The organism is Streptomyces sp. NPDC053560, assembly GCF_044544605.1.
In the GTDB taxonomy this organism is placed as follows: domain Bacteria; phylum Actinomycetota; class Actinomycetes; order Streptomycetales; family Streptomycetaceae; genus Streptomyces.
Genome location: NZ_JBITXI010000004.1, coordinates 115,330 through 139,486, shown reverse-complemented (window position 1 = coordinate 139,486; position 24,157 = coordinate 115,330). Strand labels below are relative to the sequence as shown.

Annotated in this window: 23 protein-coding genes; 17 read left to right on the top strand and 6 right to left on the bottom strand. The window is 71.2% G+C overall.

What is annotated here, in order from left to right:
• Positions 1-10 precede the first annotated feature (10 nt).
• Together ACIGQF_RS10480 and ACIGQF_RS10475 are read right to left on the bottom strand one after the other, a co-directional pair.
• Positions 11-991: a carbohydrate kinase gene (locus tag ACIGQF_RS10480; RefSeq protein WP_399707871.1), complete on the bottom strand. Its 981-nt coding sequence runs from the start codon at positions 989-991 to the stop codon at positions 11-13.
• 186 nt (positions 992-1,177) lie between these two features.
• Positions 1,178-2,176: a LacI family DNA-binding transcriptional regulator gene (locus ACIGQF_RS10475; protein WP_399707869.1), complete on the bottom strand. Its 999-nt coding sequence runs from the start codon at positions 2,174-2,176 to the stop codon at positions 1,178-1,180.
• Between the two features lie 266 nt (positions 2,177-2,442).
• Here ACIGQF_RS10475 and ACIGQF_RS10470 point away from each other — a divergent pair, with 266 nt between their 5' ends.
• The 3 genes from ACIGQF_RS10470 to ACIGQF_RS10460 all read left to right on the top strand — a co-directional run bounded on the left by ACIGQF_RS10470 (position 2,443) and on the right by ACIGQF_RS10460 (position 5,401).
• Positions 2,443-3,447 carry a zinc-dependent alcohol dehydrogenase family protein gene (locus ACIGQF_RS10470; RefSeq protein ID WP_399707867.1) on the top strand — a complete coding sequence of 335 codons (1,005 nt, stop codon included), beginning with the start codon at positions 2,443-2,445 and terminating at the stop codon, positions 3,445-3,447.
• 5 nt (positions 3,448-3,452) lie between these two features.
• Positions 3,453-4,907, top strand: coding sequence for a sugar porter family MFS transporter (locus ACIGQF_RS10465; RefSeq protein ID WP_399707865.1), 1,455 nt, complete (start codon positions 3,453-3,455; stop codon positions 4,905-4,907).
• Between the two features lie 74 nt (positions 4,908-4,981).
• Positions 4,982-5,401, top strand: a complete 420-nt coding sequence (locus ACIGQF_RS10460; RefSeq protein ID WP_399707864.1) for a Rieske (2Fe-2S) protein — start codon at positions 4,982-4,984, stop codon at positions 5,399-5,401.
• Between the two features lie 98 nt (positions 5,402-5,499).
• On the opposite strand, the gene ACIGQF_RS10455 is transcribed toward ACIGQF_RS10460, so the two are convergent.
• Complete coding sequence (locus tag ACIGQF_RS10455) at positions 5,500-6,438, bottom strand: hypothetical protein (protein WP_399707862.1); 939 nt, start codon at positions 6,436-6,438, stop codon at positions 5,500-5,502.
• Positions 6,439-6,676: 238 nt separating this feature from the next.
• Here ACIGQF_RS10455 and ACIGQF_RS10450 point away from each other — a divergent pair, with 238 nt between their 5' ends.
• The 14 genes from ACIGQF_RS10450 (at position 6,677) to ACIGQF_RS10385 (ending at position 20,703) form a co-directional block, all read left to right on the top strand.
• A complete protein-coding gene (locus ACIGQF_RS10450; protein ID WP_399707861.1) occupies positions 6,677-7,294 on the top strand; it encodes a papain-like cysteine protease family protein in 618 nt (205 codons plus the stop codon).
• Positions 7,295-7,298: 4 nt separating this feature from the next.
• Positions 7,299-8,147, top strand: a complete 849-nt coding sequence (locus ACIGQF_RS10445; RefSeq protein WP_399707859.1) for a hypothetical protein — start codon at positions 7,299-7,301, stop codon at positions 8,145-8,147.
• A gap of 177 nt (positions 8,148-8,324) precedes the next feature.
• Entirely contained in the window at positions 8,325-10,424 is a 2,100-nt protein-coding gene (gene uvrC / locus ACIGQF_RS10440) for an excinuclease ABC subunit UvrC (RefSeq protein WP_399707858.1), read from the top strand.
• Between the two features lie 44 nt (positions 10,425-10,468).
• Entirely contained in the window at positions 10,469-11,371 is a 903-nt protein-coding gene (rapZ, locus tag ACIGQF_RS10435) for an RNase adapter RapZ (protein ID WP_361560895.1), read from the top strand.
• The gene (gene yvcK / locus ACIGQF_RS10430) at positions 11,368-12,426 is read left to right on the top strand and encodes a uridine diphosphate-N-acetylglucosamine-binding protein YvcK (RefSeq protein WP_399707857.1); all 1,059 of its coding nucleotides are present in this window, start codon (positions 11,368-11,370) and stop codon (positions 12,424-12,426) included. The genes rapZ and yvcK overlap by 4 nt, the downstream gene beginning before the upstream one ends.
• Complete coding sequence (gene whiA, locus ACIGQF_RS10425) at positions 12,417-13,406, top strand: DNA-binding protein WhiA (protein ID WP_031065284.1); 990 nt, start codon at positions 12,417-12,419, stop codon at positions 13,404-13,406. Before yvcK ends, whiA begins: the two co-directional genes overlap by 10 nt.
• A 246-nt stretch (positions 13,407-13,652) precedes the next feature.
• Positions 13,653-14,657, top strand: coding sequence for a type I glyceraldehyde-3-phosphate dehydrogenase (gap, locus tag ACIGQF_RS10420; protein ID WP_399707855.1), 1,005 nt, complete (start codon positions 13,653-13,655; stop codon positions 14,655-14,657).
• Positions 14,658-14,778: 121 nt separating this feature from the next.
• Positions 14,779-15,981 carry a phosphoglycerate kinase gene (locus ACIGQF_RS10415; protein WP_399707853.1) on the top strand — a complete coding sequence of 401 codons (1,203 nt, stop codon included), beginning with the start codon at positions 14,779-14,781 and terminating at the stop codon, positions 15,979-15,981.
• Between the two features lie 6 nt (positions 15,982-15,987).
• A complete protein-coding gene (gene tpiA / locus ACIGQF_RS10410; protein WP_399707852.1) occupies positions 15,988-16,764 on the top strand; it encodes a triose-phosphate isomerase in 777 nt (258 codons plus the stop codon).
• Positions 16,765-16,934: 170 nt separating this feature from the next.
• Positions 16,935-17,165: a preprotein translocase subunit SecG gene (gene secG, locus ACIGQF_RS10405; protein ID WP_199896898.1), complete on the top strand. Its 231-nt coding sequence runs from the start codon at positions 16,935-16,937 to the stop codon at positions 17,163-17,165.
• Between the two features lie 159 nt (positions 17,166-17,324).
• Positions 17,325-17,660: an RNA polymerase-binding protein RbpA gene (locus ACIGQF_RS10400; protein ID WP_078600932.1), complete on the top strand. Its 336-nt coding sequence runs from the start codon at positions 17,325-17,327 to the stop codon at positions 17,658-17,660.
• Between the two features lie 241 nt (positions 17,661-17,901).
• Positions 17,902-19,554 (top strand): glucose-6-phosphate isomerase, encoded by a 1,653-nt coding sequence (gene pgi / locus ACIGQF_RS10395; protein WP_399708577.1) that lies wholly within the window; start codon positions 17,902-17,904, stop codon positions 19,552-19,554.
• A gap of 23 nt (positions 19,555-19,577) precedes the next feature.
• The gene (locus ACIGQF_RS10390; RefSeq protein WP_399707849.1) at positions 19,578-19,817 is read left to right on the top strand and encodes a hypothetical protein; all 240 of its coding nucleotides are present in this window, start codon (positions 19,578-19,580) and stop codon (positions 19,815-19,817) included.
• Between the two features lie 151 nt (positions 19,818-19,968).
• A complete protein-coding gene (locus tag ACIGQF_RS10385) occupies positions 19,969-20,703 on the top strand; it encodes a hypothetical protein (protein ID WP_399707847.1) in 735 nt (244 codons plus the stop codon).
• Positions 20,704-20,789: 86 nt separating this feature from the next.
• Here ACIGQF_RS10385 and pgl read toward each other — a convergent pair whose 3' ends face one another.
• From pgl to zwf, 3 genes are read right to left on the bottom strand one after another with little or no spacing between them, the layout of a single operon-like run.
• A complete protein-coding gene (pgl, locus tag ACIGQF_RS10380) occupies positions 20,790-21,572 on the bottom strand; it encodes a 6-phosphogluconolactonase (protein ID WP_399707845.1) in 783 nt (260 codons plus the stop codon).
• The gene (opcA, locus tag ACIGQF_RS10375) at positions 21,569-22,633 is read right to left on the bottom strand and encodes a glucose-6-phosphate dehydrogenase assembly protein OpcA (RefSeq protein WP_399707842.1); all 1,065 of its coding nucleotides are present in this window, start codon (positions 22,631-22,633) and stop codon (positions 21,569-21,571) included. Before opcA ends, pgl begins: the two co-directional genes overlap by 4 nt.
• Positions 22,630-24,153, bottom strand: a complete 1,524-nt coding sequence (zwf, locus tag ACIGQF_RS10370) for a glucose-6-phosphate dehydrogenase (protein WP_399707840.1) — start codon at positions 24,151-24,153, stop codon at positions 22,630-22,632. Before zwf ends, opcA begins: the two co-directional genes overlap by 4 nt.
• Positions 24,154-24,157 lie beyond the last annotated feature (4 nt).

The following is a 24,157-nucleotide window of genomic DNA, read 5'->3' as shown; positions in this document are numbered from 1 at the left end:
CGGCGGCCGCTCAGGCCAGTTCTGCGGCGTACGGGGGTTCCGCGCCGGGGCGGGAACAGGTGACGGCCGCGGCCCGCGCGGCGTAGCCGAGGATGTCGCGCCAGGAGTCCTCGCCCAGCGCCGCGAGCGCGGCGGGGGAGAGGGCGTGGTGCGCGTCCAGCCGGTGCAGGAGCGCCGCGTTGACCGTGTCGCCCGCGCCGATCGTGTCCACGACGTCGACGCGTTCGCCCGGTACGGAGACCTCGCCGGAGGCGGTCGCGACGGTCAGGCCGTCGCCGCCCCGGGTGAGTACGACGGCCGCCGGCCCTGCGGCCAGCCACTCCTTCACCGCACCGGCCACCGCGTCGGCAGCCGCCTCCTCCGGCAGGTCGTCGGCACCGGCCAGCCAGTGCGCGTCCTCCTCGGAGAGCTTGAGCAGCGCGACGTGCGGGAGCCAGGAGCGGAAGCGGACGCGGTAGGCGTCCGGGTCGGGGATCAGGCCGGCACGGATGTTCGGGTCCAGCGCGGTGAACACCCCGCGGTCCGCCTCGCGTCGCATCAGCGCCTCGTACGCACTGGCGCCCGGTTCCAGGACGAGGGAGCAGGTGCCCAGGGAGAGGGCGCGTACGCCGTCGGGGAGGGCGGGCGGCAGGGTGAAGAGGCGGTCGGCGGTGCCGTCGACGTAGAAGCCGTAGCCGGCCGAGCCGTCGGGGCTGATGTCGGCCAGCGCGAGCGTGGTGGGCTCCGTGCCCCGCTGGACCAGCGCGGTGTCGACGCCCGCCGACCGCAGGCCGTCCAGGAGGGACGCGCCGAAGGAGTCGGTGGAGATCCGCGAGCAGAAGGCGGCCGGCGAGCCGAGCCGTCCGAGGGCGACCGCGGTGTTGTACGGGCCGCCGCCCCGGCGCGGCGACAGCGCGGGCAGCGCCGCCGCGCTGTCCGCGGGGGCGGGCTCGCCGTCCGCGGCGCTCGTGGGGACGAGGTCGATGAGGGCTTCGCCGGCGACGACGATCACGAGAGGTCCTTTCCGGGGGCGGTCCGGGGTGCGGGAACGGCCCGCTGTACGCGGACGATCCGAGGTGCGGCCGCGGGGGCGGTCCGCGGTGTGCGGGGGAGTCGGGGTACGGGGGTGGATGCCGCACGGCGCATCCCCGCGTGAGTCACCCCACCACTGTTCCCCTCCGTGGCTCGCACTTGCGGCTCACTCCCCGCAGCCGCAGGAGGTGCGGTGGATGAAGGTGCAGGGGAGGCGGACGGTGCGGGGCGGGCGGTCCGGGGTCCGGAGGCGGTCCAGGAGGAGGTCGACGGCGGCGGCGCCGATCTCGCGGCTGGGCTGGGAGATCGCGGTGAGCCGGGGGGAGAAGAGGTCCGCCCATGAGAAGTCGTCGAAGCAGGCGAGCGCGATGTCGTGCGGCACCCGGATGCCCAGCTCGCCGAGGGCCTTCAGAGCGCCGATGGTCATGACGTTGTTGGCGGTGATCACGGCGGTGGGCGGTTCGGGGGCGGCGAGGAGGTGCCGGGTGGCGTCCTCGGCGCCCTCCGCCTCGGAGTTGCCGCCCGCGAGCAGTTCCGGCGCGAACGGCAGGCCGCGGGAGCGCAGCCCCTCGCGGTAGCCCGCGACGCGTTCGGTGGTCGTGCTCAGGCCGGGGAGGCCCGCGACCAGGCCGATACGGGTGTGGCCCAGGTCGGCCAGGTGCTCGACCAGTTGCCGCACGGGGCCCGTGCTCTCGGCGCACACCTGGTCGTACGCGTCGCCGACCAGCCGGTCCAGGAAGACCGTGGGGACCTCGCGCTTGGTGACGTACTCGACGAGCGCGGCGGGTTCGGCGGACGGGGCGACGATCATGCCGTCCACGCGGCGCTCGTGCAGCAGCTGGACGACCTTGCGCTCGTGCGCGGGGTCGTCGTGCGGGTCGGCGATCAGCAGGCTGTATCCGGCCTCCAGCGCGCCGGCCTCGACGCCCTGGAGGATCTCGGTGAAGTACGGGTTGCTGATCGCGGAGACCGCGAGGCCGATGGAGCGGGTGCGCGAGGTCACGAGGGAGCGGGCGAGCGTGTTGTGGGTGTACCCCAGCTCGTCGATCGCTTCCAGCACGGACTTGCGGGTGTCGGGGCGGACGGGCCGGGTCTCGTTCAGGACGTGCGAGACCGTCGCCACGGAGACGCCCGCGCGGCGTGCGACATCCACCATGGTCGCCATACGGTGCCGTCCTCCCCGACGTGGCCGACGTGACCGACGGCATGCGTGATTGTGGGGAAACCGTAACGCATGGGAAGCGTGCCGTAAACGCTTGCGTAAGCGTTTACGTGCGAGCTAGCCTCCCGGCAACCGAGGGCCGGCGAAGCCCCACGGAACCGAGGCGCGACGGAGCCCCCGCGCGGAGCCTCGGGGCGGGAAGCGGCGCAGCCGCACCAGCACCAGCCGCAGTACCCAGAAGCCGCAGCACAACGAAGTGGAGGCGCGATATGCGCGCTGTCGTGGTCACCGAGCCGGGGCGAGCCGCCCCGGCCGACGTGCCGGACCCCCGGCCTGAACCCGGCGAGGTCGTCGTCCGCGTCTCCTCGTGCGGCCTGTGCGGGACGGACATGCACATCCTCGGCGGCGAGCTGCCGCCGGTGACGTACCCGGTGGTCCCCGGGCACGAGCTGACCGGCGAGGTGATCGCGGTCGGCGAGGGCGTCGCCGTACCGGCCGTCGGCGACCGGGTGGCCGTGGACCCCAACATGCCGTGCGGCGCCTGCCACTACTGCCGGATCGGCCGCGGGAACCTCTGCGAGGACTACCGGGCGATCGGCGTCACGCAGGCGGGCGGCTTCGCCGAGCAGGTGGCCGTCCCGACGCGCTGCTGCTACGTGATCCCGGCGTCCTTCTCCGAGGCCGCGGCCGGCCTGATCGAGCCGCTGTCCTGCGCGGTGCACGGGCTGAACCGGCTGCCGCGCCGCCCCGGCGAGCACTACCTGATCTACGGCGCGGGCACGATGGGCCTGATGATGGCCGCGCTCGTACGGACGGCGGGCGCCGCCTCCGTCTCGGTGGTCGACCTGAACGAGGAGCGGCTGGAGTTCGCCGAGTCGTTCGGCCTGGACGCGGCCGTGACCAGCGCGGACAAGCTCGGGCGCGGCAAGAGGCCGGGCTTCGAGGTGGTCGTGGACGCGACCGGCGCCGTGCCCGCCATCGAGGACGGGCTCGGCCGCGTGCGCAAGGGCGGTACGTTCCTGCAGTTCGGCGTGGCGGACCCGTCCCGGAAGGCCGCGTTCTCGCCGTACCTCGTCTACAACAGCGAGATCGACATCATCGGCTCGATGGCCGTGCACAACAGCTTCCAGCCCGCCATCGATGTGCTCGCCTCAGGGCTCGACCTGGATCCGCTGGTCAGCGACGTGTTCGGGCTGGAGGACTTCGACGAAGCCGTCGCCCGCTTCAAGGCCGGCACCGGCCGCAAGATCCACATCGCGCCGGACGAGGGGTGAAGCAGATGGCAACCGCGGCCCCCGCGACACAGCGGGCCTCTCGCCTCAAGAACGGGCTGATCTGGGTCTTCGGCGCCCTCGGCGGCATCCTGTGGGGCTACGACACCGGCGTGATCTCCGGGGCGCTGCTCTACATCAAGCGGGACATCCCGATGACCCCGCTGCTGGAAGGCATGGTCGTCTCCGGGCTGCTGGTCGGCGCGATGCTGGGCGCCGGCCTGTCCGGGCGGCTGTCGGACTCCTGGGGCCGCCGGCGGCTGATCCTCGCCGCCTCCGGGGTCTTCATCCTGGGCACGCTCGGCGCGGCGCTCGCCACGCACGTCTGGGCGCTGATCGCCTTCCGCTTCGTCCTCGGCATCGGCGTCGGCATCGCATCCGTCGTCGTGCCGCTGTACCTGACCGAGCTGGCGCCCAAGCACGTACGCGGCGGGCTGGCCTCACTGATGCAGCTGCTGGTCACGGTCGGCATCTTCCTCGCGTACGTCACCGACTACGTCTTCCACGACTCCGGCGCCTGGCGCTGGATGATCGGGCTCGGCGTCGTGCCGGCCGCGGTGCTGGCGGTCGGCATCATCACGCAGCCGGAGAGCCCGCGCTGGCTCGTCGGCAAGGGGCGTGGCGACGAGGCGCGACGGGTGCTGTTCCAGCTGCGGGGGGAGGGCGAGGCGGCCCGGGCCGAACTGGCCGAGATCGAGGAGACGGTACGGACCGAGCGCGAGCAGACCGAGAGCCTGACCTTCCGGCACCTGCTGTCGCCGAAGCTGCGGCCGGTGTTCGTGGTCGGGATGCTGCTGGTGTTCTTCCAGAACTTCGTCGGCATCAACACGATCATTTACTACGCGCCCCGGCTGCTGACCAACGTCGGCTTCGGGGACAGCGGCGCGATCATCGCCACGATGGGCGTCGGCGCGCTGAACATGCTGATGACGCTGCCCGCGATGCGGCTGATCGACCGCAAGGGGCGTAAGCCGCTGCTCCTGTGGGGCGCGCTGGGCATGTGCGCCGCGATGGTGCTGCTGGCCGTCACGAACCTCAGCGGACTCGGGTACGGCGCGCTGCTGTCCGTCCTCACGCTCTTCGGGATCGGCCTCTACATCGCGTCGTTCGCCGTCTCCTGGGGGCCGGTGCAGTGGGTGATGCTGCCCGAGCTGTTCCCGATGCGGCTGCGGGCGGCGGCGGTCGGCCTGTGCGTGATCTTCAACTGGCTGTTCAACATGGCGGTCGCGCTGGTGTTCCCCTCGCTCCTAGACACCTTCGGGGCGGGTGCCAACTTCCTCTTCTTCGCGGTGATGACGTTCCTCGCCTTCGTGTTCGTGCGGAAGCTGCTCCCGGAGACCAGGGGGCGCAGCCTGGAGGAGATCGAACAGGACCTGCTGCGGAGGACGGCGAGCGATCCGGCGGACCCGGCCGGGGGCACGGATTCCGTCCCGGTATCGTCGGGAAGCAGCGTCGGCCCCTGAGAGCGCGCGCGTCCCGCGAGGGGGCGCGCACCCCGGGGACAGCATCCCGCCCCCGGAACGCAGGAGTCATGACCATGAGCGAGCCCCTCCACCGCCGTACCGTGCTGCGAGGGGCCGCGCTCGCGGGCATCGCCTGCGTGGGCGCCGCCGCGTGCTCCGCGGGCGGTTCGGGGTCGGGCTCGGCCCCGAAGGCGCCCACGCAGGAGACGGAGCTGGGCGCTGCCGCCGAGATACCGGTCGGCGGCGCCAAGCTCTACCCCGAGGAGAAGCTGGTCGTCTCGCAGCCGGCCGAGGGACAGTTCAAGTGCTTCAGCTCGGTGTGCACGCACGCCGGCGCGGTACTGAACAGGCTCGACAAGGAAGTGGCGACCTGCCCGCTGCACGGGAGCCGGTTCGACGTGGCCACGGGCAAGCCCGTGCACGGGCCGGCGACCACGCCGCTGGAGGAGATCCCGGTCAAGGTCAAGGGCGGCAAGCTGATCGCGGGCTCGTAGGGCTGCGCTTCGGCGCCCCCGTAGGGCTGCCTTTCCGCCACCCCTGAAGGGCTGCGCCTCCGCGTCCCGAAGGACTGCGCCTCCACGCCCCGTAGGGCTCAGCCCCAGTCCCATTCGATGCCGAGCAGGCCCGGGCGTACCGACTGGTCGACCAGGTGGACGGCGCGGTGCTGTCCCGTGAGGGTCAGGTCCTGGCGGGCCGTGCGGGGCGCGGCCATCGTGGCCTGGGCGAAGCGGCCGCAGCGCACGGGGAGCGCCGCCTCGTCGAAGCGGATCTGCAGGACGTACTGCCCGCCGGGGAACGGGAAGCCGCGCAGGTACTCCGTGCTCTCGCCCGCGGTCCCGTCGTGGAACCCGTAGGAGAAGACGTACGTCTCGCCGGCCCGCAGCCGGGTGTCGAAGAGCAGCTCGGCGACCACGAGCGGCGCCTCGGGGTCGTACCGCACCCGGCCCACCCGGCAGTTCTCCGTGGCCCGCACCGCCATCCGCGCCGGATCGGCGCCCTCGTCACCGCAGTGGATGGCGACGTACCGGTCGATGCCGTCCCGGTGCGCGCGCACCACGTGCTGCGACTCGCGGTCCAGCAGCTCGCGCCGCGCCCCTATGCGCACCCGCTCCGACTGCCCCACGGTGTGCAGCCCGCCGTCCGTGGGCGCTCCCAGGTCGGCGAGGAGCTTGCGCACCACGTCGGAGGCCTCGGTCAGGGTGCGGTACGACCGGCCCGTGGGCCGCTCCACGTCCGGGAACACCGGGGTCTGGGACTCCAGGAGCCGGGTCAGGGAGCCGGCCGGCAGCTCCAGCACCTCCTCCAGGGCGGTCACCGCGCGCAGCGACTCGGGGCGCTGCGGGCGGCGGGCGCCCTGCTGCCAGTAACTGAGGCTGGTGACGCCGACCTTGATGCCGCGCTGCGCGAGCTTGTACTGCACGCGGTGCAGGGCCAGGCCGCGTTCGGCCAGTGCGGCCCGCAGGGCCAGGTGGAACGGCCCGGTGCGCAGCACCTGTGCCAGCACGTCCGATGCGGCGGTGTCCTGTGCCATTGCCAACCCTCCGGTGCGCGGGGTGAACGTTCACAACCGGAGTTCACACGTCCCGCTGGCGCTGTCCGTTCCTCGCAGATCGCCGGGCAGGGGACGTTCACACCAGGGACCGTCCGTCCACACCCCCGCGTCATCTCGCATTGAAGCGTGTTGACCTGCCCCGGACAACACCCGATGCTCCTCAGCATCATCCGGATGCGTTCCTCTCCCTCTTCCCACCCCCCTCGGGAGGACCGCCATGCACCGACCGTCCCGCGGCACACGCTCGTGCCGTACCCGCGCAACGCGCCGCAGATGGCCCCTGATCGCGGCCGTCGCCGCCGTCCTCACCGGCTTCCCCGCCGCGACGGCGACGGCCGCCCCCGACACCGCCCTCGGCAGCAAGAAGCTGAACATCACGATGCAGGCCCAGCAGAACAGCAACTGGTGCTGGGCGGCCTCCGGCAACACCATCGCCACCTGGTTCGGCCGCAACTACAGCCAGAACCAGTTCTGCAACGCCTCCTTCGGGCGGCAGCAGGGGACCACCTGTCCCAACAGCCAGGCGACCCTGGGGGACGTGCAGAACGGCCTCGACTGGGCCGGGGTCAACCCCGGCAGCTACGTCAGCGGCTACCTGAACTACAGCACCGTGCAGAGCGAGATCAACGCCAACAGGCCCGTGGAGACCCGCATCCAGTGGTCCTCCGGAGGCGGTCACATGCACGTCCTCCACGGCTTCGACACCGCCAACAACTGGGTGTACTGGGGCGACCCCTGGCCGGACAACAACCGCTACAACTGGGGCGATTACCGCTACTACGTCAACGGCAGCGAGTTCTCCTGGACGCACTCCCTCTACCGGATCGGAGCCTGAGGCGATGACGCACAGGAACGTGAAGCGGGGCGCCGTCACCGCGGCGCTGACCACCGCGCTCGCCGCGCTCGCCCCGCAGGCCGCGTCGGCGGCCGAGACCCCCGCGCCGCCCGGGAAGCCGGCCGCGGCGAGCGTGGCGGCCGCCCACGAGGCGGCGACCGCGCCGGACACACTGAAGACCCTCGCCCGCTTCTTCGCCCGCGACGGCAAGGTGGGCGTCAAGGCGGCGGCGCCGCGCATCGAGGGCGCCACCGTGCCCGTCTACGTGCTCTCGCCGGACTTCGTGCGCGGCCGCTCCGGCGCCCCCGTGGCGAAGCTCGACTTCCTCGCCAGCAAGGCCGTCTCCGCCGACGGCCAGGAGGCGTCGGTGTGGACCGTACGTCCCAAGGGCGCGGAGGACTGGCGGGTGGTGAACATCGCCACCGGCGCGGACGAGACGACGTACGCGGCCAAGGCCGGGGCCGCGGGCGGCACGCTCTTCCGCGAGCCGCAGATCGACGCCTGGTATGTCCTGCGCGGGGACCGCATCCGGCCGCTGGACGCGGACGCGCGGCGGGCGGTCGGCACGGCCGGGACGACGGTCGCCGCGTACGGGAAGCGGGTGCGCGCGGCCTACGGCGACAAGCTGCCCGGCTCGGCGTACGACCGGCGCGGCGAGGCCGGCGGTTACGGAGCGGCCGCCCGGCCCTCCGGCGCCGCGGCGGACCGCCCGGCCGCCGGGCAGGCCGCCCAGCCGGTCGCGGCGGCCGCCTCCGAGGGCAGCGGGCCGCTGGTGGCGGTGCTGACCGCCCTCGGCACCGTGCTCGTGCTGGCGGTCGGCGGCGCGCTCGTCTCCCGCAGCCTGCGCCGCTGATCCACGGCCTGCGCAGCCGCTCCCAGCGGCTTCCGTGGGCGGCTCCACAGCGCCACCCCCCACACCGGCCCCGGCCCCCGGCGACGCGTTCCGCCGCGGGCCGGGGCCTGCCAGGCGTGCCGGCCGGTGTCCTCGCCTGTGCCCGGGTTGTCAGTGGTCACCAGTAGGGTGGCGGACATGGCAGACCCCAGCAGCTATCGACCCAAGCCGGGACAGATCCCCGACTCGCCGGGGGTCTACAAGTTCCGGGACGAGCACCGGCGGGTGATCTACGTAGGCAAGGCCAAAAGCCTGCGTCAGCGCCTGTCGAACTACTTCCAGGACCTCGCGAATCTCCACCCGCGCACGCGCACGATGGTCACCACCGCCGCGGCCGTGGAGTGGACCGTCGTCTCCACCGAGGTCGAGGCGCTCCAGCTGGAGTACAGCTGGATCAAGGAGTTCGACCCGCGGTTCAACGTCAAGTACCGCGACGACAAGAGCTATCCGTACCTCGCGGTCACCCTCAACGAGGAGTTCCCGCGGGTCCAGGTCATGCGCGGCGCCAAGAAGAAGGGCGTGCGCTACTTCGGTCCGTACGCGCACGCCTGGGCCATCCGCGAGACCGTCGACCTGATGCTGCGGGTCTTCCCCGTCCGGACCTGCTCCGCCGGCGTCTTCAAGCGCTCCCGCCAGATCGGCCGCCCCTGCCTGCTGGGGTACATCGGCAAGTGCTCGGCCCCGTGCGTGGACCGGGTCTCCGCCGAGGAGCACCGCGAACTGGCCGACGAGTTCTGCGACTTCATGGCCGGCCGCACCGGCGCGTACATCCGCCGCCTGGAGCGGCTGATGGGCGAGGCCGCCGAGGAGATGGAGTACGAGCGGGCGGCCCGGCTGCGCGACGACATAGAGGCGCTCAAGCGCGCCATGGAGAAGAGCGCCGTCGTGCTCGCCGACGCCACCGACGCCGACCTCATCGCCCTCGCCGAGGACGAGCTGGAGGCCGCGGTCCAGATCTTCCACGTGCGCGGCGGCCGGGTGCGCGGCCAGCGCGGCTGGGTCACCGACAAGGTCGAGAACGTCGACAGCGGGGCCCTCGTGGAGCACGCCCTCCAGCAGCTCTACGGGGAGGAGCGCGGCGACGCCGTGCCCAAGGAGGTCCTGGTCCCGGCGCTGCCCGACCCCGTAGAGCCGGTACAGCAGTGGCTGACCGAGCGCCGCGGGTCGAACGTCTCGCTGCGCATCCCGCAGCGCGGCGACAAGAAGGACCTGATGGCCACGGTCGAGCGCAACGCCCAGCAGGCGCTGGCGCTGCACAAGACCAAGCGCGCCTCCGACCTGACGACCCGCTCCCGGGCGCTGGAGGAGATCGCCGAGGCGCTGGAGCTGGACTCGGTGCCGCTGCGCATCGAGTGCTTCGACATCTCCCACCTCCAGGGCGACGACGTGGTGGCCTCCATGGTCGTCTTCGAGGACGGGCTGGCCCGCAAGAGCGAGTACAGACGCTTCCAGATCAAGACCTTCCAGGGCCAGGACGACGTCCGGTCGATGCACGAGGTGATCTCCCGCCGCTTCAAGCGGTACCTGGCGGAGAAGCAGAAGACCGGCGAATGGGAGGAGGAGACCGGACCGGACGCCGCCGGACCGGTCTCCGGACCCGCGCCGGGACCGGCGGACCTCTCCGGGCCCGCCCCGGAGACGGGCGGCCTCGACGGGCCCTCGACGGGTCCGAAGGACGAGGAGGGCCGCCCCAAGCGGTTCGCGTACCCGCCGCAGCTCGTCGTCGTCGACGGCGGCCGGCCGCAGGTCGCGGCGGCGCAGCGGGCGCTGGACGAGCTGGGCATCGACGACGTCGCGGTCTGCGGGCTGGCCAAGCGCCTGGAGGAGGTCTGGGTGCCCGGCGAGGAGGACCCGGTCGTTCTGCCCCGTACGAGCGAGGGGCTGTACATCCTCCAGCGCGTCCGCGACGAGGCGCACCGCTTCGCCATCGCCTATCAGCGCAACAAGCGCGGCAAGCGACTCACGGCGGGCCCCCTGGACACCGTGCCCGGCCTCGGCGAGAGTCGCCGCCAGGCCCTCCTGAAGCACTTCGGCTCCCTGAAGAAACTCAGGGCCGCGACGATCGAGGAGATCTGCGAGGTGCCCGGCGTCGGCCGCAAGACCGCCGAGACCGTCGCGGCGACCCTGGCCCAGGCCGCTCCGGCCGCCCCGGCGGTCAACACCGCCACCGGAGAGATCATTGAAGATGAGGGGGCACCGCAGGCCGCGTTGCCTTCAGAACAGGGACAGGAACGATGAGCGACAGCAGCCCCGAGCAGCAGACCGAGAGAGAAGGCGCGCAGATGGGTGCGGCGCCGATCCGCGACGACCAGGACCGCAGCCCCGCGATCCCCGAGCTGGTGATCATCTCCGGGATGTCGGGGGCCGGGCGGAGCACGGCGGCGAAGTGCCTGGAGGACCTGGGCTGGTTCGTGGTCGACAACATCCCGCCGGAGCTCATTCCGCCGATGGTCGACCTCGGCGCCCGCTCCCAGGGCAACGTCGCCCGTATCGCGGTGGTCGTCGACGTCCGCGGCCGGCGCTTCTTCGACAACCTCAAGGAGTCCCTGGCCGCGCTGGACGCCGCGCACGTCAAGCGCCGGATCGTTTTCCTGGAGTCCTCCGACGAGGCCCTGGTCCGCCGCTTCGAGTCGGTCCGCCGCCCGCACCCGCTGCAGGGCGACGGCCGCATCGTCGACGGCATCGCGGCCGAGCGCGACCTGCTGCGCGAGCTGCGTGGCGACGCCGACCTGGTGATCGACACCTCCAGCCTGAACGTCCACGAGCTGCGCGCCAAGATGGACGCCCAGTTCGCCGGCGAGGAGGTCCCCGAGCTGCGGGCCACGGTGATGTCCTTCGGCTTCAAGTACGGCCTGCCGGTCGACGCCGATCTCGTGGTGGACTGCCGCTTCATTCCGAACCCGCACTGGGTCCCGGAGCTGCGCCCGTACACCGGCCTGAACGAAGAGGTGTCCAACTACGTCTTCAGCCAGCCCGGCGCCAAGGAGTTCCTGGACGGCTACGCCGAGTTGCTGCGCATCGTCGCCGAGGGGTACCGCCGCGAGGGCAAGCGGTACGTGACCATCGCGGTCGGCTGCACGGGCGGCAAGCACCGCAGCGTCGCCATGTCGGAGAAGCTCGCCCGCCGCCTGGTCTCCGAAGGAGTCGAGACGGTCGTCGTCCACCGGGACATGGGGCGCGAGTGACCAGCCGCGCGCCCCGAATGCGCCGCGTACGCCGGCTCGTACGGGGCAGCTCGCCGAAGGGCGCCACTCCGAAGGTCGTCGCCCTGGGCGGCGGCATGGGCCTGTCCGCCTCGCTTGCCGCACTGCGCCGCATCACGCGCGATCTGACCGCCGTGGTCACCGTCGCCGACGACGGCGGCTCCAGCGGCCGGCTCCGCGACGAGCTGGGCGTCCTGCCGCCGGGCGACCTGCGCAAGGCCCTCGCGGCCCTGTGCGGCGACGACGACTGGGGCCAGACCTGGGCCCGGGTGATCCAGCACCGCTTCCAGAGCGGCGGCGAGCTGCACGACCACGCTGTGGGAAATCTCCTGATCGTCGCCCTGTGGGAACAGCTGGGCGATCACGTCCAGGCGCTGGACCTGGTCGGCAAGCTGCTGGGCGCGCACGGCCGGGTGCTCCCGATGTCCGCCGTGCCGCTGGAGCTCCAGGCCCTGGTCAAGGGCCATCACGAAAGCCGTCCGGACGAGATCTCCACCGTCCGCGGCCAGGCCACGGTCGCCCTCACCCGCGGCGAGGTGCAGTCCGTACACGTCGTTCCCGAGGCCCCGCCGGCCGTCCCGGAGGTCGTCGAGGCGGTCCGGGACGCGGACTGGGTGGTGCTCGGCCCCGGGTCCTGGTTCTCCTCCGTGATCCCGCACCTCCTGGTGCCGCAGCTGCGCGAGGCGCTGGAGGAGACCAAGGCACGTAAGGTTCTCTCGTTGAACCTCGCACCCCAGCCGGGGGAAACGGACGGGTTTTCCCCGCAGCGTCATTTGGAGGTTTTGGCCCGACACGCCCCTAAACTCGCCTTCGACGTGGTGCTGGCCGATCAGGACGCCGTGCCCGACCGGGAAAGCCTGTCCGGAGTGGCCAAGGAGCTCTTCGGCAGCGAGGTCGAGCTGGCGGCCGTGGCCGCTCAAGGCGAAGCCTCCCAGGGAATGCCCGGGGGCGGTTCTCCTCGGCACGACCCCGAGCTGCTGGCGGCCGCGTACGACCGTATTTTTCGGATGCATGGAAGGATCGGCCCATGGCGATGACGGCAGCGGTGAAGGACGAAATCTCCCGGCTCCCCGTCACCCGGACCTGCTGCCGGAAGTCGGAGGTCTCGTCGATCCTTCGGTTCGCGGGCGGGTTGCACCTGGTCAGCGGGCGGATCGTGATCGAGGCGGAGCTGGACACGGGCATCGCGGCCCGGCGGCTCCGGAAGGACATCCTGGAGATCTTCGGGCACTCCTCGGACCTCGTGGTGATGGCGCCCGGCGGACTGCGCCGCGGCAGCCGCTACGTCGTCCGGGTGGTGGCCGGCGGCGACCAGCTCGCGCGCCAGACCGGCCTGGTGGACGGCCGCGGCCGTCCCATCCGCGGCCTGCCCCCGCAGGTGGTCTCGGGGGCCACCTGCGACGCGGAGGCCGCCTGGCGCGGCGCGTTCCTGGCCCACGGCTCGCTCACCGAGCCCGGCCGCTCCTCCTCCCTGGAGGTGACCTGTCCCGGCCCGGAGGCGGCGCTCGCGCTGGTCGGCGCGGCCCGCCGGCTCGGCATCGGGGCCAAGGCCCGTGAGGTGCGCGGCGTGGACCGGGTGGTGGTCCGTGACGGTGACGCGATCGGCGCGCTGTTGACGCGGCTCGGCGCGCACGAATCGGTACTGGCCTGGGAAGAGCGCAGAATGCGACGCGAGGTGCGGGCCACGGCCAACCGCCTCGCCAACTTCGATGACGCCAACCTCCGCCGCTCGGCGCGGGCCGCGGTCGCCGCCGGCGCCCGTGTGCAGCGCGCGCTGGAGATCCTCGGCGAGGAGGTGCCGGAGCACCTCGCGGCCGCGGGCCGGCTGCGCATGGAGCACAAGCAGGCCTCCCTGGAGGAGCTGGGCGCGCTCGCCGACCCGCCGCTCACCAAGGACGCGGTCGCCGGCCGGATCCGCCGGCTGCTCGCGATGGCCGACAAGCGCGCACAGGATCTCGGCATTCCGGGTACGGAATCCAATCTCGCCGACGACCTCGCGGAGGGCATGGTCGGCTGAACCGGATCGCTACTTGTCAGTACACGCCCCCGATACCCGCACTGGGTGCCGGGGGCGCATGCGTACTGACGTGGGGCCCGTGCACAAGGGCGTCAGAGGGGCTCAGGGGTGCTCACCTGAGCAGAAGGAGGGCCCCATGTCAATGTCACGTACGTCTCGTACAGGGGGTAGGGTCGGAGGCGGTCGGGGACATCCCATACAGCTCGGCGGTGCACAAACCGCCGTACCAACGAGGAGATCGGTTTCGTGACGATCCGCGTAGGCATCAACGGCTTTGGCCGCATCGGTCGTAACTACTTCCGCGCGCTGCTGGAGCAGGGTGCGGACATCGAGATCGTGGCTGTCAACGACCTGGGTGACACCGCGACCACCGCGCACCTCCTGAAGTACGACACCATCCTGGGCCGCCTCAAGGCCGAGGTGTCGCACACCGAGGACACCATCACCGTCGACGGCCACACCATCAAGGTGCTGTCCGAGCGCAACCCTGCGGACATCCCCTGGGGCGACCTCGGCGTCGACATCGTGATCGAGTCGACCGGCATCTTCACCAAGAAGGCCGACGCCGAGAAGCACATCGCCGGTGGCGCGAAGAAGGTCCTCATCTCGGCTCCGGCCAAGGACGAGGACATCACCATCGTGATGGGCGTCAACCAGGACAAGTACGACGCGGCCAACCACCACGTCATCTCCAACGCCTCCTGCACCACCAACTGTGTGGCGCCGATGGCCAAGGTTCTCGACGAGAACTTCGGCATCGTCAAGGGCATGATGACCACGGTCCACGCGTACACCAACGACCAGCGCATCCTGGACTTCCCGCACAAGGACCTGCGCCGCGCCCGCGCCGCCGCGGAGAACATCATCCCGACCTCCACCGGTGCCGCCAAGGCCACCGCGCTGGTCCTCCCGCAGCTCAAGGGCAAGCTGGACGGCATCGCCATGCGCGTGCCCGTGCCCACCGGCTCGGTCACCGACCTCGTCCTGGAGCTGGACCGCGAGGTCACCGCCGACGAGATCAACGCCGCCTTCCAGAAGGCCTCCGAGGGCCAGCTGAAGGGCATCCTGGAGTACACCGAGGACCCGATCGTCTCCTCGGACATCGTGAACACCCCGGCGTCCTGCACCTTCGACTCCGGCCTCACCATGGCCCAGGGCAAGCAGGTCAAGATCGTCGGCTGGTACGACAACGAGTGGGGCTACTCCAACCGTCTGGTCGACCTGACCGTCTTCGTCGGCGGCCAGCTCTGATCCCTGCCTGACCCGCAGGGCAGCACCAGCGAGATGTGAGGACGGGGCTCGTACGACGCGATGAAGCGTCGTACGGGCCCCGTGCTATGACTGACTTTCCGAACAGAGCCACGGAGTCACCATGAAGACGATCGACGACCTTCAGGTAGCGGGAAAGCGGGTCTTCGTCCGCGCCGACCTGAATGTGCCGCTGGACGGCACCACCATCACCGACGACGGCCGCATCCGCGCCGTGCAGCCGACCATCGCCAAGCTCGCGCAGGCGGGCGCCAAGGTGGTCGTGGCCTCGCACCTGGGCCGCCCCAAGGGCGCACCGGACCCGACCTTCTCGCTCGCCCCGGCGGCGGAGCGGCTGGGCGAACTGCTCGGACGGCCCGTCGCGTTCGCCACCGACACGGTCGGCGAGTCCGCGAAGGCCACTGTCGCGGGCCTGGGCGACGGCGAGGTGGCCGTCCTGGAGAACCTCCGCTTCAACGCGGGCGAGACCAGCAAGGACGACGCCGAGCGCGGCGCGTTCGCCGACGAGCTGGCCGCCCTCGCCGACCTCTACGTGGGCGACGGCTTCGGCGCCGTGCACCGCAAGCACGCCTCGGTGTACGACCTGCCGGCCCGTCTGCCGCACGCCGCGGGCGACCTGATCGCCGCCGAGGTCACCGTTCTGAAGAAGCTCACCGAGGACGTCAAGCGCCCCTACGCGGTGGTGCTCGGCGGTGCCAAGGTCTCCGACAAGCTCGGTGTCATCGACCACCTGCTGGAGAAGGCCGACCGCATCCTCATCGGCGGCGGCATGGCGTACACCTTCCTCAAGGCCCAGGGCCACGAGGTCGGCATCTCGCTCCTCCAGGAGGACCAGATCCCGGCGGTCCAGGAGTACATGAAGCGCGCCGACGAGCGCGGCGTGGAGTTCGTCCTCCCCGTCGACGTGCTGGTCTCCGCCGAATTCCCGGACCTGAAGACCAAGGCCCCGGCCAACCCCACCGTGGTCGCCGCCGACGCCATCCCGGCGGACCAGGAGGGCCTGGACATCGGCCCGAAGACCCGTGAGCTGTACGCCGAGAAGCTCAAGGACGCGGCCACCGTCTTCTGGAACGGCCCGATGGGCGTCTTCGAACACCCCGACTACGCGAACGGCACCAAGGCCGTCGCGAAGGGCCTGCTCGACTCGGACGCGTTCACGGTCGTCGGCGGCGGTGACTCGGCCGCTGCCGTACGTCTGCTCGGTTTCGACGAGAATGCTTTCGGCCACATCTCGACCGGTGGCGGCGCCAGCCTCGAATACCTCGAAGGCAAGACGCTCCCCGGCCTCGCCGCTCTGGAGGACTGAAGAACCGTGACGGAACGCACCCCGCTGATGGCGGGCAACTGGAAGATGAACCTCAACCACCTGGAGGCCATCGCCCACGTCCAGAAGCTCGCCTTCGCACTCGCCGACAAGGACTACGAGGCCGTCGAGGTCGCGGTCCTGCCGCCCTTCACCGACCTGCGGTCGGTGCAGTCGCTGGTCGACGGCGACAAGCTGAAGATCAAGTACGGCGCCCAGGACGTCTCGGCGCACGACTCCGGTGCCTACACCGGTGAGATCTCCGGTTCCATGCTCGCCAAGCTGAAGTGCGCGTACGTGGCCGTCGGCCACAGCGAGCGCCGCCAGTACCACGGCGAGGACGAGGCCGTCTGCAACGCCAAGGTCAAGGCCGCCTTCAAGAACGGCATCACCCCGATCCTCTGCGTCGGTGAGGGCCTGGACGTCCGCAAGGCCGGCAATCAGGTCGCGCACACCCTCGCCCAGGTCGACGGCGCCCTCGAGGGCGTCCCGGCCGAGCAGGCCGAGACGATCGTCATCGCCTACGAGCCGGTGTGGGCCATCGGCACCGGCGAGGTCGCCACGCCCGAGGACGCGCAGGAGGTCTGCGGTGCGATCCGCGGCCGCCTCGCGGAGCTGTACAGCCAGGAGCTCGCCGACAAGGTGCGGATCCAGTACGGCGGCTCGGTGAAGTCCGGTAATGTCGCCGCGATCATGGCGCAGCCGGACGTCGACGGCGCCCTGATCGGCGGTGCGGCGCTGGACCCGGACGAGTTCGTCAAGATCGTTCGATTCCGCGACCAGTAACGGTCACGGCCGCGCTCCGTACCACTGTGAGCAGCGGCTATGACGGCGGGCCCGGCCCGTCGTAGGCTGTCGGGGCCGGGACCGGTGTCACACGATGCCGACCCGGCCCCCTCCGCATCACAACCGCACTTCCCGTCCGTCAGTCCTAGAGAGTTGGTCCAGCCGTGGTCATGGGATTCTCGATCGCCCTCATCGTCTTCAGCGCGCTGCTGATGATGCTGGTGCTCATGCACAAGGGGAAGGGCGGCGGCCTGTCCGACATGTTCGGTGGCGGCATGCAGTCCTCGGTCGGCGGCTCCTCCGTGGCCGAGCGGAACCTCGACCGCATCACCATCGTCGTGGGCCTCCTCTGGTTCGCCTGCATCGTCGTTCTCGGCATCCTGATGAAGCTGGACAACTGACATACCGTCGGGGGCGCGGCTTATCATGAGTGCGGCGTCCTTCCGTGGCCGGGTAACTCCTGTCACTGGACGCGCGTTGGGCCTTACGTAGACTGGGGCGCTCCGCAGCGAAGAATCCCGTCGATGCTTCGCAGCACCATGACGCAGGGAGTTACGACCGTGGCAAGTGGCAACGCGATCCGAGGAAGTCGGGTCGGGGCGGGGCCGATGGGGGAGGCCGAGCGGGGCGAGTCCGCGCCGCGCATCCGCATCTCCTTCTGGTGCTCCAACGGGCACGAGACACAGCCCAGCTTCGCCGGCGACGCGCAGATTCCTGACACCTGGGACTGCCCGCGCTGTGGCTTCCCCGCAGGCAAGGACCGGGACAACCCGCCGGACCCGCCGCGCACCGAGCCGTACAAGACGCACCTGGCGTACGTACGGGAGCGCCGCACGGACGCGGACGGTGAGGCGATTCTCGCGGAGGCACTCGCCAAGCTCCGCGGCGAGATCTGACGACGCCTCGCGCGCGGCGGTACGGACGAAGAGAAGAGTGGTTACCGGCCCGGCCGGAAGGTTCTGGCCTTCCTGCCGGGCCGGTCGCGTTCCGCTGTTGGAGTGGCCTCGCAGGTGAATCCGGTACGGACACACGGGCGTCAGCCGATCGACCGCGGGCGGACATCTCATCTCCTCCCCTGATCAATTAGGTTGGAGGGTGGCGGGGCCGATACGAGACCAAAGAAGGCTGATGTCCGAGATGAACGCAGATGGCCGCAGCAGGCTCGACCAGACGTCCGAGTGGGCGGCCCTGGGCAAGCACCGCGAACAACTCGCGAGCACGCATCTGCGCGAGCTGTTCGACCAGGACCCGGGCCGCGCGGAGCGCTACACGCTCCAGGTCGGCGACCTGCACCTGGATTATTCGAAGCACCTGGTGACCGACGAGACGCTGCTGCTGCTGCGTGAGCTGGCCGCCGCGACGAAGGTCACCGAGCTGCGGGACGCCATGTTCCGCGGCGAGAAGATCAATATCACCGAGAACCGCGCGGTGCTGCACACCGCGCTGCGCGCGCCGGAGTCCGCGGTCGTCAAGGTCGACGGGGAGAACGTCGTCCCCGCCGTGCACGCCGTGCTGCGCAAGATGCAGGTGTTCACCGACCGGATCCGCAACGGTGACTGGAAGGGCCACACCGGCAAGCGCATCAAGAACGTCGTCAACGTCGGCATCGGCGGCTCCGACCTGGGCCCGGCCATGGCGTACGAGGCGCTGCGCGCGTACACCGACCGCGAGATGACGTTCCGCTTCGTCTCCAACGTCGACGGCGCGGACCTGCACGAGGCCGTGCGCGACCTGGACCCGGCCGAGACGCTGTTCATCATCGCCTCGAAGACCTTCACCACCATCGAGACGATCACCAACGCGAAGTCGGCCCGCGAGTGGCTGCTGAGGGGTCTGAACGCGGGCGACGAAGCTGTTGCCAAGCACTTCGTGGCGTTGTCCACCAACGCCGAGAAGGTCGCCGAGTTCGGCATCGACACGGCCAACATGTTCGAGTTCTGGGACTGGGTCGGCGGCCGCTATTCGTACGACTCGGCCATCGGCCTGTCGTTGATGCTCGCGATCGGCCCGGAGCACTTCCGCGAGATGCTGGCCGGCTTCCACCTGGTCGACGAGCACTTCCGGTGCGCGCCGCCCGAGGAGAACGCACCGCTGCTGCTCGGCCTGCTGGGCGTCTGGTACGGCAACTTCTGGGACGCGCAGTCGCACGCGGTGCTGCCGTACAGCCACTACCTCTCCAAGTTCACCGCCTACCTCCAGCAGCTGGACATGGAGTCCAACGGCAAGTATGTGGGCCGTGACGGCGACGAGGTGAGCTGGCAGACCGGCCCGGTGGTCTGGGGCACGCCGGGCACCAACGGCCAGCACGCGTACTACCAGCTGCTGCACCAGGGCACGAAGATGATCCCGGCCGACTTCATCGGCTTCGCGCAGCCCGTGGACGACCTCCAGCCCCGCCTGGTCGCCCAGCACGACCTGCTGATGGCCAACCTCTTCGCGCAGGGCCAGGCGCTGGCCTTCGGCAAGACGCCGGAGGAGGTGCGCGCCGAGGGCGTGCCGGAGGAGCTGGTGACGCACAAGACGTTCAAGGGCAACCGCCCCTCCACCACCATCCTGGCCAAGGAGCTCAGCCCGTCGGTGCTGGGCCAGCTGATCGCCCTCTACGAGCACAAGGTGTTCGTCCAGGGCGCCGTCTGGAACATCGACTCCTTCGACCAGTGGGGCGTGGAGCTCGGCAAGGTCCTCGCCAAGCGCGTGGAGCCGGCGCTCACCGAGGGCGCCGAGGTCGAGGGGCTGGACGCCTCGACGAAGTCGCTCGTGGCCACCTACCGCACGATGCGGGGGCGTTGATCCCGGTGCACGAGGACGCGCTCTTGAGCTTTCTGAACCTGCTGACGCCGGAGAACCGCGAGTGGCTGGCGGCCCAGCCGGCGGCCAAGCAGCAGGAGGTGGCCGCCCGCCACCTCGAGGTGGAGCAGGGCGACAAGGAGGCCGGTCTCGGCCCGTACAACACCCTCGACGAGGACGTCGAGGGCGTCGCGGTGGGCGACCTCCAGGACCCGGCGCACCTGGCCAACGCCATGGTGCGCCAGGAACGGGAGCGGCAGCAGTGACCTGCTGAGCCGCCGTTCGCCGTACGGTGCGCAGGCTGTCGGCTAATATCCCCCGGACGATCATCGGTACCGCGTTCGTTCGGGGGATACGCGCATGCTGTGGCGCTGGCTGTGGGGCGGAGGAAGCGGGCGGCATCGGTCCCGGTGGGGGATGGCCGACCCCAAGCACGCGGCCTGGCGGCTCTTCCATCCGGAGTGGGTGCCGGAGGCGGACGACCCGGCCGTGGAGCGGCTCAAGCGCATCCGTGTCCTCGCCGGCCTGCTCGTGTCGTTCGGTGTCTACACCTTCGTGGCCCACGACTTCGACCTCACCCAGGCCGTGGAGAACATCGCGGTCGCCGGCCTGGTCCTGTTGCTCATCACCCCGCTGACGGTCGGCGTGATGCTGCTGGTCTGGCGGCGCGGCGGGCCGTTGCGGCCGCTGCGGCACACGCTTCTGGGCTGCCTGAAGCTGCTGGTGGGGTTCGTGGGGGCGCTGGCCGGCACGGTCCTGCTGTGTGTGTACTTCACGCAGCAGGGCGGCGTCGTGGTGCTGCTCCCGGTGGTCCTCTGGCTGCTGGGCTTCATGATCCAGGCCGCCCTGCGGGTGAACGGCAACTTCTTCGGCACCGGTGCCGTCCACCGCTGCCTGCCGCCGGTCCTGGCGGCCGTCACCTCGTGGCTGATGGCGCTGCCCGACCTGGCCACCGGCGATCTGCACGGCCTCGGGGCGCGGCTCGGCACCGTCTTCATCCTGGGCGCGCCCGTCCTGGTCACCCTGATCGCCCTGCTGGAGATGCGCCGGCTGCGGCGCTTCCACGGCATACGGCTGCGGGACCATCCCGGGGCACCGCCCCGGGCCGGGCACCCGCCGCGGCGGGGCCCGGCCCCGAATCCGTACGCGTAGCCCGGGACCGACCGTACGCGCAGCCCGGGACCGACGACGCGAGGGGCCCGCACCGGTGTCCGGTGCGGGCCCCTCGCGGTGACGGCTCAGGCAGAGGCCGGCGGGTACAGGTCCCGCGGCAGCTGGGAGGCGGCTGCCTCGTCCAGGAGCCAGAGCGTGCGGCTGCGGCCGTACGCGCCCGCGGCGGGGGCCTGTATCTCGCCCGCGCCGGAGAGGGCCATCGCGGCCGCGTTCGCCTTGTCCTCACCCGCGGCGAGCAGCCAGACCTCGCGTGCCGCGCGGATGGCGGGCAGGGTCAGCGAGATCCGGGTGGGCGGCGGCTTGGGCGCGCCGTGCACGCCGACCACCGTCCGCTCGGTCTCCCGCGCCGCCGGGTGCTCGGGGAAGAGCGAGGCGACGTGGGTGTCCGGGCCGACGCCCAGGAGAAGGACGTCGAAGGACGGGACGGGACCGTGGTCCTCCGGGCCCGCGGCTGCGGCCAGTTCGGCGGCGTACGCCTCGGCCGCGGCGTCCGCGTCGTTGCCGTACCCGCCGTCGGACGGCGCCATCACGTGCACCCGCGCCGGGTCCAGCGGGACGCTGTCCAGCAGCGCCTCGCGGGCCTGGGTGTGGTTGCGTTCCGGGTCGCCCTCGGGCAGGAACCGCTCGTCGCCCCACCACAGGTCCAGCCGGGACCAGTCGACCGCGTCCCGGGCCGGCGCCTCGGCGAGGGCCGCGAGCAGCCCGTTGCCGTTGCGGCCGCCGGTCAGGACGACGGAGGCCGAGCCGCGCGCCGCCTGGGCGTCCACGATCTTCGTGATCAGCCGGGCGGCCGCGGCCTTCGCCATCAGCTCCTTGTCGCGGTGGACGACGACCTGCGGCGCGCTCACTTGGCGGCCGCCTTCTTCGCGGGCGCCTTCTTCGCCGCTGCCTTGCCCTTGGGGGCTTCCTCGGCGGCCTGCGCCTCGGCCTCCCGCTCGGCGTCCTCGGCGGTCTTCGCCGATTCGCCCGGGAGCCCGTCCTTGTACGCACCCAGCCGCTCCACGCCGTACTTCAGCGCGGACGCGTAGGTGTCGTCCGGGTCGAGCCGGCGCAGCTCCTCGGCGAGCAGCTCGGCGGTCTCCCGCCGCTGCAGCGCCACCGCACGGTCCGGCTGGCCGGACATGCACAGCGTGGCGAGCGCGCCGTCGGCGCGGTCCAGCACGATCGGGCCGCTCTTGGTCTCCATCCGGACGGCCGTCAGGCCGGGGCCGGCCGAGAGGGTCCGCTGGACGGGGACGTGCAGCCGGTCGGCGAGCCACATGGCGAGCAGCTCGCAGCTGGGGTTGTACTCCTCGCCCTCGACCGTGACCGAGGTGACCTCGCTCGGCTGCTGGTCGAGCGCGGCGGCCAGCATCGAACGCCAGGGCGTGATGCGGGTCCAGGCCAGGTCGGTGTCGCCGGGGGTGTACTTCTCGGCGCGCGCGGCCAGCTCCTGGACGGGCTGCTCGGCGGCGTAGGTGTCGGTGACACGGCGCTGGGCGAGCGTCCCGAGCGGGTCGGCGGCCGGCTCCGTCGGGCCGCCGACCGGCCACCAGACCACCACGGGGGCGTCCGGCAGCAGCAGGGGCAGCACGACCGACTGGGCGTGGTCGATGACCTCGCCGTACAGCCGCAGCACGACCGTCTCGCCGGTGCCGGCGTCCGCGCCGACCCGTACCTCGGCATCGAGGCGGGCCTGGGCGCGGCCCCGCGGCGAGCGGCTGACGCGCTTGATGACGACCAGGGTGCGCGAGGGGTGCTCGCGCGAGGCGTCGTTGGCGGCCTTGAGCGCGTCGTAGGCGTTCTCCTCGTCGGTGACGATGACGAGGGTGAGCACCATGCCGACGGCGGGGGTACCGATGGCCCGGCGGCCCTGGACCAGCGCCTTGTTGATCTTGCTGGCCGTGGTTTCGGTGAGATCGATCTTCATGGCCGACGCCAGCTCCGTCCGTCTCGTGCGAGCATTTCGTCCGCCTCGACGGGGCCCCAGGTACCCGCCGGGTACTGCGCGGGCTTGCCGTGCGTGTCCCAGTACTGCTCGATCGGGTCGAGGATCTTCCAGGACAGCTCGACCTCCTCCGTGCGCGGGAAGAGGTTGGCGTCGCCGAGGAGGACATCGAGGATCAGGCGCTCGTACGCCTCGGGGCTGGACTCCGTGAAGGACTCGCCGTACGCGAAGTCCATCGAGACGTCCCGCACCTCCATCGAGGTGCCCGGCACCTTCGAGCCGAACCGCACGGTGACGCCCTCGTCCGGCTGTACCCGGATGACCAGGGCGTTCTGCCCCAGCTCCTCGGTGGCGGTGTGGTCGAAGGGGGAGTGCGGGGCGCGCTGGAAGACGACCGCGATCTCGGTGACGCGGCGGCCCAGGCGCTTGCCGGTACGCAGGTAGAAGGGCACGCCCGCCCAGCGGCGGTTGTCGATGCCCAGCTTGACCGCGGCGTAGGTGTCGGTCTTCGACTTGGGGTCGATGCCGTCCTCCTGGAGGTAGCCGACGGCCTTCTCGCCGCCCTGCCAGCCTTCCGCGTACTGCGCCCGTACGGTCTCCTTGCCCAGGTCCCTGGGGAGCTTGACCGCGCCGAGGACCTTGGCCTTCTCCGCGACCAGCGCGTCCGCGTCGAAGGAGGCGGGCTCCTCCATGGCGGTCAGCGCGAGCAGCTGGAGGAGGTGGTTCTGGATCACGTCACGGGCTGCGCCGATGCCGTCGTAGTAGCCGGCCCGGCCGCCGATGCCGATGTCCTCGGCCATCGTGATCTGTACGTGGTCCACGTAGGAGCGGTTCCACAGCGGCTCGAACATCGTGTTGGCGAAGCGCAGCGCCAGGATGTTCTGGACCGTCTCCTTGCCGAGGTAGTGGTCGATCCGGAAGACCTCTTCCGGCGGGAACACCTCGTGCACGATGCGGTTGAGCTCCCGCGCGCTCTCCAGGTCGTGGCCGAACGGCTTCTCGATGACCGCGCGGCGCCAGGAGTCGGCCTTCTGGTCCGCCAGCCCGTGGTGCTTGAGCTGCTGGACGACCTTGGGGAAGAACTTCGGCGGCACCGAGAGGTAGAACGCGAAGTTGCCGCCGGTGCCCTGGGCCTTGTCCAGGTCCTGGATCGTGGACTTGAGCGTCTCGAAGGCCTGGTCGTCGTCGAAGGTTCCCTGGACGAAGCGCATGCCCTGGCTGAGCTGCTGCCAGACCTCCTCGCGGAACGGGGTCCGCGAGTGTTCCTTGACCGCGTCGTGCACGACCTGGGCGAAGTCCTCGTTCTCCCAGTCGCGGCGGGCGAAGCCGATGAGCGAGAAGCCCGGCGGCAGCAGGCCACGATTGGCCAGGTCATAAACCGCCGGCATCAACTTTTTACGTGACAAATCGCCCGTGACGCCGAAGATGACGAGGCCCGACGGCCCCGCGATACGCGGGAGCCGTCGGTCCGCGGCGTCACGCAGCGGATTGCTGCTTGACAAGAGT

Bases quoted from the DNA above. Each gene is read 5' to 3' on its own strand.
- ACIGQF_RS10475 (WP_399707869.1), bottom strand. From the start codon at position 2,176: ATGGCGACCATGGTGGATGTCGCACGCCGCGCGGGCGTCTCCGTGGCG.
- ACIGQF_RS10470 (WP_399707867.1), top strand. From the start codon at position 2,443: ATGCGCGCTGTCGTGGTCACCGAGCCGGGGCGAGCCGCCCCGGCCGAC.
- ACIGQF_RS10465 (WP_399707865.1), top strand. From the start codon at position 3,453: ATGGCAACCGCGGCCCCCGCGACACAGCGGGCCTCTCGCCTCAAGAAC.
- ACIGQF_RS10460 (WP_399707864.1), top strand. From the start codon at position 4,982: ATGAGCGAGCCCCTCCACCGCCGTACCGTGCTGCGAGGGGCCGCGCTC.
- ACIGQF_RS10455 (WP_399707862.1), bottom strand. From the start codon at position 6,438: ATGGCACAGGACACCGCCGCATCGGACGTGCTGGCACAGGTGCTGCGC.
- ACIGQF_RS10450 (WP_399707861.1), top strand. From the start codon at position 6,677: ATGCACCGACCGTCCCGCGGCACACGCTCGTGCCGTACCCGCGCAACG.
- ACIGQF_RS10445 (WP_399707859.1), top strand. From the start codon at position 7,299: ATGACGCACAGGAACGTGAAGCGGGGCGCCGTCACCGCGGCGCTGACC.
- uvrC (WP_399707858.1), top strand. From the start codon at position 8,325: ATGGCAGACCCCAGCAGCTATCGACCCAAGCCGGGACAGATCCCCGAC.
- rapZ (WP_361560895.1), top strand. From the start codon at position 10,469: ATGGGTGCGGCGCCGATCCGCGACGACCAGGACCGCAGCCCCGCGATC.
- whiA (WP_031065284.1), top strand. From the start codon at position 12,417: ATGGCGATGACGGCAGCGGTGAAGGACGAAATCTCCCGGCTCCCCGTC.
- ACIGQF_RS10415 (WP_399707853.1), top strand. From the start codon at position 14,779: ATGAAGACGATCGACGACCTTCAGGTAGCGGGAAAGCGGGTCTTCGTC.
- secG (WP_199896898.1), top strand. From the start codon at position 16,935: ATGGGATTCTCGATCGCCCTCATCGTCTTCAGCGCGCTGCTGATGATG.
- pgi (WP_399708577.1), top strand. From the start codon at position 17,902: ATGAACGCAGATGGCCGCAGCAGGCTCGACCAGACGTCCGAGTGGGCG.
- ACIGQF_RS10385 (WP_399707847.1), top strand. From the start codon at position 19,969: ATGGCCGACCCCAAGCACGCGGCCTGGCGGCTCTTCCATCCGGAGTGG.
- opcA (WP_399707842.1), bottom strand. From the start codon at position 22,633: ATGAAGATCGATCTCACCGAAACCACGGCCAGCAAGATCAACAAGGCG.